General features: G+C 69.0%; 15 protein-coding genes. 4 read left to right on the top strand and 11 right to left on the bottom strand.

Annotated elements, in window-relative coordinates; all coding sequences use genetic code 11:
* Positions 1-1467 (bottom strand): carboxylesterase family protein, encoded by a 1467-nt coding sequence (locus RQG77_RS03735; protein ID WP_311243505.1) that lies wholly within the window; start codon positions 1465-1467, stop codon positions 1-3.
* 176 nt (positions 1468-1643) lie between these two features.
* On the opposite strand from RQG77_RS03735, the gene RQG77_RS03730 reads away from it, so the two are divergent.
* Together RQG77_RS03730 and RQG77_RS03725 are read left to right on the top strand one after the other, a co-directional pair.
* Positions 1644-3101, top strand: a complete 1458-nt coding sequence (locus RQG77_RS03730; RefSeq protein WP_311243504.1) for an MFS transporter — start codon at positions 1644-1646, stop codon at positions 3099-3101.
* A 13-nt stretch (positions 3102-3114) separates the two neighbouring features.
* Positions 3115-3993: an NAD(P)-binding domain-containing protein gene (locus RQG77_RS03725; RefSeq protein ID WP_311243503.1), complete on the top strand. Its 879-nt coding sequence runs from the start codon at positions 3115-3117 to the stop codon at positions 3991-3993.
* A 110-nt stretch (positions 3994-4103) separates the two neighbouring features.
* On the opposite strand, the gene RQG77_RS03720 is transcribed toward RQG77_RS03725, so the two are convergent.
* From RQG77_RS03720 to RQG77_RS03710, 3 genes are all read right to left on the bottom strand, one after another.
* Complete coding sequence (locus RQG77_RS03720; protein ID WP_311243502.1) at positions 4104-4682, bottom strand: helix-turn-helix domain-containing protein; 579 nt, start codon at positions 4680-4682, stop codon at positions 4104-4106.
* A complete protein-coding gene (locus tag RQG77_RS03715; protein WP_311243501.1) occupies positions 4682-5563 on the bottom strand; it encodes an alpha/beta hydrolase in 882 nt (293 codons plus the stop codon). Before RQG77_RS03715 ends, RQG77_RS03720 begins: the two co-directional genes overlap by 1 nt.
* A gap of 91 nt (positions 5564-5654) precedes the next feature.
* Positions 5655-6050, bottom strand: coding sequence for a hypothetical protein (locus RQG77_RS03710; RefSeq protein ID WP_311243500.1), 396 nt, complete (start codon positions 6048-6050; stop codon positions 5655-5657).
* 70 nt (positions 6051-6120) lie between these two features.
* Here RQG77_RS03710 and RQG77_RS03705 point away from each other — a divergent pair, with 70 nt between their 5' ends.
* The gene (locus RQG77_RS03705) at positions 6121-6582 is read left to right on the top strand and encodes a MarR family transcriptional regulator (protein ID WP_311243499.1); all 462 of its coding nucleotides are present in this window, start codon (positions 6121-6123) and stop codon (positions 6580-6582) included.
* A gap of 10 nt (positions 6583-6592) precedes the next feature.
* Complete coding sequence (locus RQG77_RS03700) at positions 6593-7138, top strand: hypothetical protein (protein WP_311243498.1); 546 nt, start codon at positions 6593-6595, stop codon at positions 7136-7138.
* Between the two features lie 32 nt (positions 7139-7170).
* Here RQG77_RS03700 and RQG77_RS03695 read toward each other — a convergent pair whose 3' ends face one another.
* From RQG77_RS03695 to RQG77_RS03665, 7 genes are all read right to left on the bottom strand, one after another.
* A complete protein-coding gene (locus RQG77_RS03695) occupies positions 7171-7515 on the bottom strand; it encodes a type II toxin-antitoxin system PemK/MazF family toxin (RefSeq protein ID WP_311243497.1) in 345 nt (114 codons plus the stop codon).
* Positions 7512-7757 (bottom strand): CopG family transcriptional regulator, encoded by a 246-nt coding sequence (locus RQG77_RS03690; protein ID WP_311243496.1) that lies wholly within the window; start codon positions 7755-7757, stop codon positions 7512-7514. Before RQG77_RS03690 ends, RQG77_RS03695 begins: the two co-directional genes overlap by 4 nt.
* A 76-nt stretch (positions 7758-7833) precedes the next feature.
* Positions 7834-8850, bottom strand: a complete 1017-nt coding sequence (locus RQG77_RS03685) for a DNA-methyltransferase (protein ID WP_396653385.1) — start codon at positions 8848-8850, stop codon at positions 7834-7836.
* Entirely contained in the window at positions 8847-9896 is a 1050-nt protein-coding gene (locus tag RQG77_RS03680; RefSeq protein WP_056517615.1) for a lipoyl protein ligase domain-containing protein, read from the bottom strand. The genes RQG77_RS03685 and RQG77_RS03680 overlap by 4 nt, the downstream gene beginning before the upstream one ends.
* 50 nt (positions 9897-9946) lie before the next feature.
* Entirely contained in the window at positions 9947-10684 is a 738-nt protein-coding gene (locus RQG77_RS03675; protein WP_311243495.1) for a DUF1684 domain-containing protein, read from the bottom strand.
* Between the two features lie 134 nt (positions 10685-10818).
* Positions 10819-11673: an alpha/beta hydrolase gene (locus RQG77_RS03670; protein ID WP_311243494.1), complete on the bottom strand. Its 855-nt coding sequence runs from the start codon at positions 11671-11673 to the stop codon at positions 10819-10821.
* A 102-nt stretch (positions 11674-11775) separates the two neighbouring features.
* The gene (locus tag RQG77_RS03665) at positions 11776-12513 is read right to left on the bottom strand and encodes a copper homeostasis protein CutC (RefSeq protein ID WP_311243493.1); all 738 of its coding nucleotides are present in this window, start codon (positions 12511-12513) and stop codon (positions 11776-11778) included.
* Between the last annotated feature and the right edge of the window lie 76 nt (positions 12514-12589).

Genomic DNA, 12589 nt, shown 5'->3' with positions numbered 1-12589 from the left:
TCAGAGCAGCGCCCGGACAGACGCATACGCCTCCGGGACATCGCGGGTGGGGCGGTCGTAGACGCGCACGACACCGGCCTCCCCCTCGTGTCTCGTCCAGCCCGGATCGCCGGCGGTGATGAACGCGACCGCCGCACCGTGCACCTCGTCGGCGAGCTCCTGCGGCGGGTTCGGTCCGGCGAGCGGCTCCATCGCCGGGCCGTCGAGGCAGTCGAAGAAGAACGGCACGTCGAGGCAGTGCTCCGCGAAGCCGAAGCGTCCGGACGGCCAGGAGAAACGGTAGAGCCAGGTGGGCGCGTCACCCCTGTCGGCCGCGATCCTCGGCACCGTGGTGCGGAACATCCGGTCGGTGAGCACGCGCCCCGCGAGGCGCGCTTTGCCGAGGCGAGCGACGTCGGCGTTCGCGGCGAGGTACTCCGCACGGCTGCTCTTCGACACCCCGAAGCGGTTGAGCAGCACCGCCTGCGGCACCCATCGGAGCGCCGTCGCCGCCTTGCCCGTGAAAGCCATCGTGAACTCGTCGTCGGTGGCGCCGATCACGAGCGGCTTGTCGGCGCCGATGCCCGCCCGCAGCGACTCCCGGGTCGGCCGCGGCAGCAGGTCGCCGTCGATGGCGGGGCCGAGCGGCAGGCCCTCGTCGATGATCGTCGTCATCGAGGACGGTCCGATCTGGGTCGCCTTCTTCTGCAGCGCGAGCAGGCGCTCCTCCGGCAGAGTCGACAGCCCGGCCATGGTCGGTGAGACTCCGCCCGAGGCGGCGAGCGCGCGTCCGAGCGTCTCAGCGCGAGCCGGCGACACATCGCCGAGCGCACCGGAGATCGCATAGACCCCGTGGAACAGGTGCTGTGCCTTCTCCATGCCGAGCAGAGTGAGCACCGCCCCGCCGCCCGCGGACTGTCCGGCGATCGTCACGCGACCGGGGTCTCCGCCGAATGCAGCGATGTTCTGCTGCACCCATTCGAGGGCCAGCAGCCAGTCGCGCACACCACGATTCGACGGGGCATCCTCGATCCAGCCGAATCCGTCGAAACCGAGCCGGTACGAGATCGACACGGTGACGACGCCGTCTCGATTGAAGTTGCGGCCGTCGTACCAGGGGCTCGCGGGCGAGCCGGCGAAGTAGCCGCCACCGTGGATCCACACGAGCACAGGGAGACCTGCCGCCGCGGGATCCGGAGTGAACACGTTGACGTTCAGCGTCGAGTCACCCTCGACGCTCGGTTCGGGAATCAGCGTCACCCCGGGGTCACCCCGCTGCGCGGTGGCGGCGAACTCGAGCGCATCGAGCACGCCCTCCCACGGCGCCTTCGGCACCGGCGCCTGGAATCGCAGTGCTCCGATCGGCGCCTCCGCGAACGGGATGCCGAGAAACGCCGCCGACCGCGGAGCTCCTCGTCCGCCCGTGGTCGGGCGCCAGCGCCCGCGAACCCGCCCCGCGGCGGTCTGCACTTCGACGTACTCGGTCATGACTCTCACACTCTCACGTGGCGACTCGGAAGGACCTCGACATGGGGATGCAGAAGCCGCCTTCGCCTCATGCTTGACCTCAAGTTAACTTGAGGTAATACCTTGACGAAAAGCCGCCCAGAACGGCGCCGCAGAGGCTTCCGCTTCTTCCTCCTCACGCCACGAAGGACCGATCCATGACGCACACCTCGCAGACGACGGCATCCCGCGGGACCTGGCGCGAGCTGCTCGGCAGCCGCTATGCCCCCATCGCCTCCGTACTTGCCGGTGGCGTTCTGCTCGAAGCGAGCAACGTGTATCTGACCACCAGCCTGCTCCCCACGATCGTCGGCGAGATCGGCGGCGCCGAGTTCTACGCGTGGACGATGATGACGTTCCTGCTGGCCTCCGTGATCAGCTCGATGCTGGTGAGCAGGATCCTCACGCAGCAGGGTGCCGTGCGCGCGTATCTGCTGGCACTGGGCCTCTTCGCCCTCGGTTCGCTGCTGTGCGCGGTGAGCCCCTGGATGTCGGCGTTGCTGTTCGGTCGGGCGGTGCAGGGACTCGGCGGTGGGCTGCTCGCCGGCCTGGGGTACGCGCTCATCCAGCGCGCTCTGCCCGAGCGGCTCTGGGCTCGCGGCGCGGCACTCGTCTCGGCGATGTGGGGCGTCGGCAACATCATCGGTCCGGTCGTGGGAGGGATCTTCGCGCAGTTGGACGCCTGGCGAGTCACTTTCGTCGGGCTGGCTGTGGTCTCCGCCCTCATCGGGATCGTCGTGGTGCGCGCGTTGCCGCGCACCACACGCGGCCGATCGAGCGAATCCCTCCCGTGGGCGTCACTCCTCCTGCTCTCCGGCGGCGTCGCCGCGGTCGGAGTCGCCAGCGTGGTCCCCGTGGGCCTCGGCACCGCGGTCGCCCTGATCGTCGGCGTGACACTGGGCATCTGGTTCCTCCGACACGAGAAGCGCGGCAGCCACGGCATCCTCCCCCGGGTGACGTTCCTGGCCGGCTCCTCTCTCGGCTGGGTGTACGTCACCGTCGCCGTGCTCGCGTTCGCGATCGGCACCGAGGCGTTCATCCCGCTCTTCGGGCAGGAGATCGGCGGACTGGCTCCCTTCATCGCCGGACTCCTCGGCGCCGCGCTCTCGCTCGGCTGGTCGATCACCCAGGTGTTCACGGCCAACGCCTCGGGCATCCGCTCCCGGCGCGCGCTCATCATCACCGGCCCGGTGGTGGTCGCCATCGGTCTCGCCGCCTACGGTCTGCTCCAGCACGAGGGGCCGTCGACCCTCGTCGTGGTGCTGTGGTTCCTCACCCTGTTCGTCGCCGGCGCAGGCATCGGCTTGGGCTTCCCACACCTGACCGTCGCTGCACTCGGCAGCACCTCGGGTGACGAGGAGGGCGCCAAGGCCGCAGCCGCGGTGAACACGGTGTTCATCATCGCCAGCGCCTTCAGCGCGGCGATGGCCGGAGTACTCGTCAACCTCGCCATGCCCGACATCGTCGCCTCGGCCCGGCTGCTGATGCTGGTGTTCGCCGGAGTCACCGTGCTGGGGGTCTTCGTCGCGCGCGGAGCCAGCTGGGGAATCGGGTTGACCTCAGACGACGAGGGCGCCACCGAGGCGTCCACCACCACCGACACGACCACGCAGTGAAGGAAGGGACGACATGAACATGAGCAGTCAGGTCACCGTGATCGGCCTCGGGAACATGGGCACGGCGATCGCGCAGGCGTTTCTCGACCACGGGTACCGCACGACCGTGTGGAACCGCACCGCGAGCAGGACGCAGGCGCTGGCCGCAGCCGGCGCCTCCGTGGCGACGACCGTGTCGGATGCCGTCGCCGCGAGCCCGCTCGTCGTCATCTGCCTGCGCGACAGCGCTGCCGTCGATGCGGTGCTCCACGGTATCGACGGCGCCGTCGATCGCGTGCTCGTGAACGTCACCAGCGGTTCACCCGCTCAGGCCCGCCGCACCGCGGAGTGGGCGCACGAGCGGGGCGCGTCGTACATCGACGGCGGACTCATGGGAGACCCGCCGTACGTCGGGTCGCCGAAGATGATGCTCTCGTTCAGCGGCGACCGCGAAGCGTGGGAGGCGCAGCGGTCGACGCTGGAGACGCTCGGCACCGCCAGCTACTACGGCGAGGACCCCGGCCTCGCCGCGGTGGAGTTCCTGGCTCAGGTGGCGGTCGGCTACGAGTTCCTCATCGGACTCCTGCACACGCTCAGACTCGTGCGTGAGGAGGGCGCCGACGTGGTCGCGTTCGCGGAGCGGGTCGCCGGTTCCATCAGCGGCTACGCGCCGCTGGTGAACGCCTTCGGCACGGCGGTCGCGAGCGGCGACTACGGGCCGGACCTCGGTTCTCTCGACGTGCAGGCGGCGCTCATGGACGACCTCATCAGCCATCGCGAGTCGCTCGGCGTCGAGGCGGTCCGCATGCGCGAGGTGAAGAGACTCATGGATCGGCGCATCGCCGACGGACACGGTGATCAGGGCTTCTCGAGCCTGTTCGAGGTGCTCGACGAAGACAGGAAAGCGGAATGACTCACGCCATCGACAGCGGATGCCGGTGGCCATCGGCATCCCGAGCATTGTCAGCAACGACCGGAGACCGAACCGCCTCACGCGGTCCGCCAGCGATCGGCGAACCTCTCCTAGACCTCGAACGCCGAGACCATCGTCGCGAGGGCGGCGAGCGCGCCCTCGAGCTGCTCGGCGTCGAGGGGTCCGAGCAGAGCGTTCGCGGAGAGCAGCCCGATTGTCGCGCTCGAGAGCGCGAGGGCCAGATGCTCGGGGTCGATGTCGGCGCGAAGCCGACCCTGATCCTGCAGCTGCACGAGCCATTCGATGACCAGCAGATGCCGTGTTCGGTAGCGGCCAACGGTGACGGCGGAGACGTGACTGCCCAGGATGCCGCGATCGTCGAGTAAGGCCGCCGTCATCAGACGATCGTCATGCAGCGCCCGCACTGCGCAGCGATAGGCCCCGCTGAGCGAGACGTCGTCGCCCAGCTCAGCATCGACGCGCGCCTGCATTCGGGCAGTCGCGCGTTGCAGCAGCGCGTCGAGGATGTCGGCTTTGCTGTCGAACTCCAGATACACCGCACCTTTGCCGATGCCCGCATGTGAGGCCACCGCCGCGACACTGGTCGCGTCGAAGCCGTGCTCGAGGACGAGCTGCTCGGCGGCGTCGAGGATCGCGGTTCGCCGGTCGTCGAGGCGCGGGCGCGGCATCAGATGCTGCTCTCGAGGAAGTCGAGAATCGCTGCGGTGACGACATCCGGACGATCCCGCTGCACCCAATGCCCCGCACCCGGCACCTCGACCAGCCTTCCGAGCGGGAGGAGATCGGCCGCTGCTCGGGCGCGAGCGATCGCGACTCCGCTGTCGCGGTCACCGTGCACCAGGAGGGCGGGCACCGAGATCTCGCCGAGGCGGTCGGTGTAGTCGGTGCGCAGGCCGAGCGGAAGCACCTGCTCTCGTTGCCACTCGCCGAACACCTCGAGAGCCGTGCCGGATGACGCCTCGTCGGTCACGGCTCGGACGAGGGCAGGGGTCCTGGACGACTCGTTGCGCACGATGGAACGCAGCCCGCGTTCGATCGCCGCGGGATTCTTCGCATACGACCTCGTGATCGCGGCGAGAAGTCCCGACCGGAGCAGTAGATACGTCGAGTAGTGCCCCAGGCTGCTGAGCGGACCGTCTGAGAGCCGGGGCATGATCCCGAAGCTCCCGAGCAGGATAAGAGCACGCGCCCGGCCCGGGCGTTCGAGAGCGTGCCCGATCGCCAGGCCGCCTCCGAGCGACAGCCCACCCACGACGTAGTCGTCGAGCTCCAAGCGGTCTACCAGTTCGCCCACGTAATCGAGCAGCGCCTGTTGTGTGAGCGGCCACGTCGCCTTCGCGCTTCGACCGAAACCGGGGTGATCCGGTGCGAGCACCCGATAGCCGGCGGATGCCAGGGCGGGACCGAGGTCGCCCCACGACAGTTCGGCGCTGTCGGTGCCCCCACCGTGCAAGAGGAGGACGGTCGGAGCGTTCGGCTGCGGCGCAGTCCACTCTGCGACAGAGACCGTGGCGCCTTCGAGATCCACCGAGAGCCGTCGAACGATCACCCCATACTCCGTTCTGACCCAGATCGCATTCTTGGTCACTACGAGTAGATCACATCCTTGCGCGGGTGCGGCCGTCGGAGGCCGGTACGGGTCAGTCGCGCAATCGCGCCTTGGCCTGCTCCAGCACGCTGTTCAACGCTCGGGCCGCAGCCTCGGCATCGGCGGAATCGACGTTCGCCCAGATCGGGCCTGTCAGCGCTCCGATCTCCGCGCCGACCTCGCCGACCAACTCCGCGCCCGCAGTACTGAGCGCCTGGCCGACCACGAGTCCGCGCCGCTCGAGGGTCGACAGCAGGTCCGCGGCATCCGCGAACTGCGCTCTGTCCCGGATGATCTCGGCGACGTCACCCGCGCCGTCGAATTGCGAGGCGAGGCGCAGGGTGACCCATTCGCGCTCGGAGAGCTGGCGGTCGACCAGCACGGTGTGCAGGAGCGCGTTCAGCGCCTTTTCCGCCTGTCCGATGAGTAGGGGGCCGAACGGAATCATGGATCCTCCTGTATGTTGGTGCCACCAACGATAACAGATCGTGGGTGTGACCAACGAGTATGGTGAGGGCATGGAACGTCTTGACGATCGAGCGACGTGGCAGGTCAGCCGGGCACACCTTCGCGCCCATTCCCTCTTGCAGGAGCTGTTCGCCGATGCCGGCGCCCGGGCGTACCACTACCGTCTCCTCGCAGCACTCGACGAGGCGGGCGCCGTCAGCCAGGCAGAACTCGGGCGCATGACAGGGCTTGACCGCAGTGACGTCTCCCTCGCAGTGAGCGCACTCCGCGAGGACGCGCTCGTCGAGCGTTCCGCACACCCCACCGACCGCCGCCGGAACGTCGTGTCGCTCACCGAGCGTGGCGGTGCCGAGCTCGCGCGCCTCGACGCCGTCGTCGAGCGGGCCCAGACCGTGTTCCTGGCACCGCTCGCAGAGGAGGAGCGTCCCGTGTTTCTCGACATGATCACGCGGCTGGGGCGCGAACCAGGACGGCCCGGAGCCGCGGGGCCGGCGTCTACGAATCACCCATAGAGTCGACATCATGGCCTACCCCCGCGTCTATTTCTCTGCGACCCAGAGCGAGGCCGAATTTCTCGCCGACTATGAGCCCTCGCTCGCGACGTGGGCCGACAAAGACGGATTGACACTGCTGATGCGGGCTCTGCGCAACGGCGACCCCGCCAGCCGGGTCGCAATCGCCACGCGACTGCTCGACGACGGTGCTGATGCCGGCGCAGCGACCGAGAGCCACGTGAACGTGTTGCACGTGTTGCTGAGCGCGACGGCCCACGATTTCATCGCCGAAGCACCTCTGCTCGCCCGCCTGCTCGACGAAGGCGCGGACATCAATGCCGACAGCGGCAGTCGGTGGGGCACCCCGCTGCAGACACTCAATCGCACGTTCAAGTTCTCCGATGAGGCTCTCGCTCCGTTCTACGACGTCCTGTTCGCCCGCCCCGAACTCGATGTCACCACCCCGAGCAGTAAGGGGAGCAGCGTCACCGAGAGCGCCCAAGCCGCCATCAGACGACGCGCCGGCCTCCTGGCTCGCTGCCACGAGCACACGAACCAGCACGGACCGCATTGACCCCCTCGGCGAGTGGTGGAAGAGCGGCCGCCTCAGACTCCCAGGACGAGACGGATGCCGGTGCCGATCTGCGCCATCAGATATGGCGCGAGGTGGCCGGCTGGGTAGGCGTCGACGAACTCTCGAGTGACCGGACCGATCTGACCGACGTTCGCCACCGAGTCGCGATCGAGTCCTGACGCGGCGGCCGGCACCAGGACATTGCCGGGAAAGCCCTCGAGAGCGATGTTCGAGGTCAGCGGCACGACGAGGACGGTATTGATGTTCGTGTCGAGCAGCCAGTCCTCTTGCACCACGACGGACGGTCGCACTTTTGCCGGCTCCGAGCCGCGCGGAATCCCGAAGTCGACCCAGACGATGTCGCCGCGGCGGATCACCAGTCGGTGCCCTCGCGCAGCCGCTGCTCGTTGCCACGCACGAACAACTCATCGTCTGCATCGGTATCGGCCTGAGCCAAGATCTGGTTCGCGATCCGGGTCAGGTCCGAAGAGCCTTCCAACTCATCGGCCAGTCGTCGCCCGGCGAGCTGGAAGAACTCCGACCGGTTCATCCCGTGTCGCGCAGCCACGCGTTCGAAACGAGCGAAGTCGCCATCGGGCACTGAGATCGCCGTCTTCATGGGAAGAGTATAACTGGTCATACTGCGAGGGTGGTCAAGGCATCCGACATTCCCGGATGCGCGGAGAAAGGCCCGCCTACTCGCCGACGCGCGTGACCTCGGCGTGCGGCATCCGCTCGGTCATCACGCGCACCGCCTCGGGGTTGTCGTCGACGAGCACCGCGTCGCGGCCGAGAGCCGAGGCGACGGCGCCGGTCGTGCCGCTGCCGGCGAAGAGGTCGAGCACGCGGTCGCCGGGGCGGCTGGATGCGCGCACGATCCGCCGCAGTATGCCCTCGGGCTTCTGCGTCGGATACCCCGTCTTCTCTCGCCCGGTCGTCGGGACGATCGTGTGCCACCACACGTCGGTGGGCAGCTTGCCGCGGGCGGCCTTCTCGGCCGTGACCAACCCCGGAGCCATGTACGGCTCGCGGTCGATGTCGTCGGCGTTGAACACGTACTCGCGCGGGTTCTTGACGTAGACGAGGATCGTGTCGTGCTTGGTGGGCCAGCGACGGCGCGACTTCGCGCCGTAGTCGTAGGCCCAGATGAGCTCGTTGAGAAAGCAGTCGCGGCCGAACACCGCATCGAGCATGACCTTGGCGTAGTGCGCCTCGCGGTAGTCGAGGTGAAGGTACAGCGTGCCGTCGTCGGCGAGCAGCCGCCACGCCTCCTCGAGCCGGGGCATCAGGAAGGCGCCGTAGTCGTCGAAGCGGTCGTCGTAGGTGCGCAGCATGCCGCGCACTCGCTCGTACGCGTGGCCGTGGAACCCGTGCCGCACCTCGGAGTGCGCCGTCACCGGTTCAGAATTCAGCACGACGGGGGCTGCGGCGGCATCCGATCCGCGGGATTCCGGGTCTTCGACACCCTCGGCCTCCGACTCCTGCTGAGTGGAGAACGTGCGACGGGCGGTGACCACCTGTCGCTCCTGCGCGCGACCCGTGTTGAACGGCGGATCGAGGTAGACGAGCGTGAAGGATGCGGACGGAAGAGTCGCCGCTGCGGCGAGATTGTCGCCCTCGAGGATCGACACATCGCCGCGGATGACGGGGGCCGGATCGACGGAAGCGGGATCCTCCGGCGCGACCTCCGGCGCAGGAGCGGGGTCGGTCACGGAACCCGCTGCAGCCACGCGTCGGTGGCGAACTTCGACTCCACCAGCGCCTCGGCGTCGGCGTACTCGTCGGCGGTGATCGCACCGTCTTCGGCGGAGGTCAGCGAGCGGAACGTGTCCTTGAAGCGCTCGATGATCTCGGCCCGCGCGAGACCGGTCTGGCTGCGCAGCGGATCGACGCGCTTCGCCGCCGACGTCGTGCCCTTGTCACTGAGCTTCTCGCGGCCGATGCGCAGCACCTCGGTCATCATCTGACCGTCGATGTCGTACGAGAGCGTCGCATGGTGCAGCACTCCCCCGTTCGCGAGGCGCTTCTGCGCGGCTCCGCCGATCTTGCCCGACGAGCTGGCGATGTCGTTGAGCGGCTGGTAGATCGCGTCGATCCCGAGCGAGCGCAGCGCCTGCAGCACCCAGTCGTCGAGGAAGGCATACGAGTCGGCGAAGGTCATGCCCTGCACGAGGGATGCCGGAACGTACAGCGAGTACGTGATGATCTGCCCCGCGGCCATGAGCATCGCGCCACCGCCCGAGATGCGGCGGACGACGTCGAAGCCATGACGAGCAGCACCCTCGGGGTCGACCTCGTTGCGGTACGACTGGAACGAGCCGATGACGACGGCCGACTGGTCCCATTCCCAGATGCGCAGTGTCGGGCGTCGGCGCCCTTCGCCCACGCGAGAGGTGAGCACCTCGTCGAGCGCGAGGTTCATGCGCGGCGAGACCGCCTTCTCGTGCACGATCTCCCAGTCGAAGTCGTTCCAGCCCGGTGCCGTCACCAGCGCACGGCGCACCGCGGTGCCGACCGCCTCGGGCGTGAAGCCGAGCAGCTGCGCACCCTCGGGTAGGGCACCTCGCACCGCCGCGGCGATGGCCGTGGCATCCGTCTCGACCGGCAGACCGGTGACCGCCCGGTCGATGTCATCGAGAGCCGTGTCGGGCTCGAGGAAGAAGTCGCCGGCGAGGTGGAAGCGAGCGATCCTGCCGTCCTCGACCTCGAGGTCGACGACGACGAGCTTTCCGCCTGGAACCTTGTATTCACCGTGCACGGTTACAGCTTAAGCCGCGGTCGTCGCACCGGCGCGGTGAACCCGCGGATTCAGCGCCCGAGTACCACCGCACGCTCTCCGGCGCGGATCGGCGCCGAGAAGCGGTTGCCGGCCGGCGGCTGCGGGCAGACGTACTGGTCCGAGAACGCGCACGGCGGCAGGTAGGCCCGGTTGAAGTCGATGACCGCGGATCCGTCTGAGGCCGGCTCCTCGATCGGCAGGAAGCGGAATCGATAGGTCTCGGTGCCGTTCGTCCCGTCGGCGAAGACCGCCGTCAGAGCGCCCTGCGGGGTGCGGGTGGCCGCGAGAGTCACGGCGACCCCGTCGAGAGCGAAGTGCAGCCGGCCCGCGAGGTCGGAATCGTGGACGTGTCCATCGATCGCCGTGACAGCGATCGTCTCCCCCGGCGTCTGCTCGAACGCCGCAGCGATCCGCCAGCCCTCCCGAGGCGGATACGCGTCGATCGCACTGAACCGTTCGCGCTCGGGGCGCCTCGGATTGAACACCCGCAGGGCGACCGTGCCGCGTCGGTCGAACACGCGCAGCTCGCGGCGTCCGAGCCTCAGCGACTCGCTGCCGCGCAGGGTGACGACCGAGCCGGAGGTACCGAGATCACTGCCGCGGATCCCGCCGTCTCCCGTGAGCGCCCAGAGCCCCGGAACCCCCTCCACGGCAGCGGGCTCGGTGATGAGCCAGTTCGTCGACTCGAGCGCGGCCGGACCGTACTCCGCGCCGGCATACCGCTCGCGCGACTCGTGCCACGCCCGCCACTCGTCTTCGAAACCCACCACGCACCTCCCTCTCGCGGCGAATCTATGCGGAGGAGAGACCGATATGTCGGGTCGGCGTCACGCGGATTCACCCGCTGTAACACCCGTTCACGGGGCGTAACACGCGGACGCGCGGGAGGGTGCGGTGCGGCTCAGCGCGCGGGGATGTGCGAGTCGAGCCACGAGAGGATGTCGGCGCGGACCTCGTCCTGCTGCAGCTCGTTGAAGATCTCGTGACGCGCATCGGGATAGACGAGCGTCGTGATGTCGGTGAGCCCAGAGCGCGTGCGGTACTCGTCGGCGAGCTTGTGCACGCTCCGGGGGCCGCCGACCGAGTCATCTCGGCCCACGAGGAGCAGCATCGGGATGTCGCGGCCGAGTTCCTTGCGGGGTCGGCCGTAGAGCTTCGCGGCCTCGATCGGGCCGAACAGCTTCAGCAGCGGAACGTCGGTGGTCAGCGGGTCCTCGTCGAACTCCTTCCACACAGCGGGGTCACGACTGAGCCACTCGAGGCCCGTGGCGTCGTCGTCGGCCCAGCGGGCGTTCAACGGTGCGGCGTTGAGCGAACCGGGCATCCGCAGGGCCGAGCCCGACAGGATCACGGCGTCCCACGCTTCGGGATGGTCGTTCACGAGCATCTGCGCGAGGAACGACCCCCACGAGTGCCCCAGCAGCACGAGCGGAGGATCAGGATGCTCGTCCTTGATGATGCCGGTGAGCTGCCAGACGGCATCCTTGGCGGCGATCAGACCGCCCTTGCCGAGTCGGCCCAGCTTCGCGGGGCCCCCGTGCTGTCGGATGCCGGTGCGACCGTGGCCGCGGTGATCGTCGGCGTAGACGTGGAAGCCCGCCTCCGTGAGAGCCGCGATCAGCGTGCCGTAGCGACCCGCGTGCTCGCCGACGCCGTGCAGCAGCTGCACGACTCCTCGCGCATCCCCCGCCGCCTGGTGGACGTCGTAGACGATGGCGATGCCGTCAGCATCCGTGAACTCACGCGTATCCGTCACGCCCCCACCCTACTGAGAGTGCGCGACGTGCGTCAGGCCCCGCGTCCGCGGCGCACGTCGGGCGCCGTCCGCGGCGCGCGTCAGGCGCCGAGCGCGGCGGGGTCAGGCGCCGAGCGCGGCGATGACGCCCTGGGCGATCGCGAGGTCGGTGACCTCGTAGCCGCCGACGCCGTCGGAGGCCGACCCCATGCGCACTCCGCCGTCTTCGTGCACGGTGCGCTTGGCCGAGAAGTGCAGGGCGTCGACGCCCGTCGCGGCGAGAGCGGCGGCGCTGGCGGCATCCACTCCGCTTCCCGCCATGATCTCGATCGCGCCCGCGGCCTCGGCGACCAGGGCGCGCAGGGTGTCGATGCCGTCGATCGCGGCCGACGCCCCTCCTGACGTGAGCACCCGGCGGAGGCCGAGCGAGCGCGCGGCGACGAGCGTGGCGATGGGGTCGGCGGTCACATCGATCGCCCGATGGAGGGTGACGGATGCTCCGCCCGCGGCGTCCCGCAGCCGGGCCATCGCGTCGAGGTCGAGGCGCCCCTCCGCATCGAGCGCACCGATCACGACGCCGTGAGCGCCGGCCTCGATCGCCGCGCGGACGTCCCGCTCGGAGAGGGCGATCTCGTCGGCGTCGTAGTGGAATCCACCGGCGCGGGGGCGGATCAGCACGTGCACCTCGGGACCCGCGGTGCGAGCGGTCTCGACCGCCCCTTCGATCGTGGCGAGCGAGGGCGTCAGGCCACCGAGCGGCAGCGCCTGCGCGAGTTCGACGCGGGCTGCGCCGACGGCTCCGGCGATGCGGACTCCGGCAGGATCCTGGACGGCGATTTCGATGGCGGGGGTTCGGGTCACCCGTCCATTCTGGCCTGTGGTTCTGGCCGGCCTCGGCATCCGACTTCCGATTCTGCCGAAAATTACTTAGACTGTC

This window comes from Microbacterium sp. WCS2018Hpa-23, from assembly GCF_031843845.1.
Classification (GTDB): domain Bacteria; phylum Actinomycetota; class Actinomycetes; order Actinomycetales; family Microbacteriaceae; genus Microbacterium.
Note: the sequence above shows the minus strand (reverse complement) of the source record. Positions and strands in the feature narration are given on the sequence as shown.

Excerpts from the sequence above, each read along its gene's own strand:
- RQG77_RS03690 (WP_311243496.1), bottom strand. The coding sequence starts at position 7,757 with ATGAAGACGGCGATCTCAGTGCCCGATGGCGACTTCGCTCGTTTCGAA.
- RQG77_RS03720 (WP_311243502.1), bottom strand. The coding sequence starts at position 4,682 with ATGCCGCGCCCGCGCCTCGACGACCGGCGAACCGCGATCCTCGACGCC.
- RQG77_RS03730 (WP_311243504.1), top strand. The coding sequence starts at position 1,644 with ATGACGCACACCTCGCAGACGACGGCATCCCGCGGGACCTGGCGCGAG.
- RQG77_RS03705 (WP_311243499.1), top strand. The coding sequence starts at position 6,121 with ATGGAACGTCTTGACGATCGAGCGACGTGGCAGGTCAGCCGGGCACAC.
- RQG77_RS03735 (WP_311243505.1), bottom strand. The coding sequence starts at position 1,467 with ATGACCGAGTACGTCGAAGTGCAGACCGCCGCGGGGCGGGTTCGCGGG.
- RQG77_RS03725 (WP_311243503.1), top strand. The coding sequence starts at position 3,115 with ATGAACATGAGCAGTCAGGTCACCGTGATCGGCCTCGGGAACATGGGC.
- RQG77_RS03710 (WP_311243500.1), bottom strand. The coding sequence starts at position 6,050 with ATGATTCCGTTCGGCCCCCTACTCATCGGACAGGCGGAAAAGGCGCTG.
- RQG77_RS03700 (WP_311243498.1), top strand. The coding sequence starts at position 6,593 with ATGGCCTACCCCCGCGTCTATTTCTCTGCGACCCAGAGCGAGGCCGAA.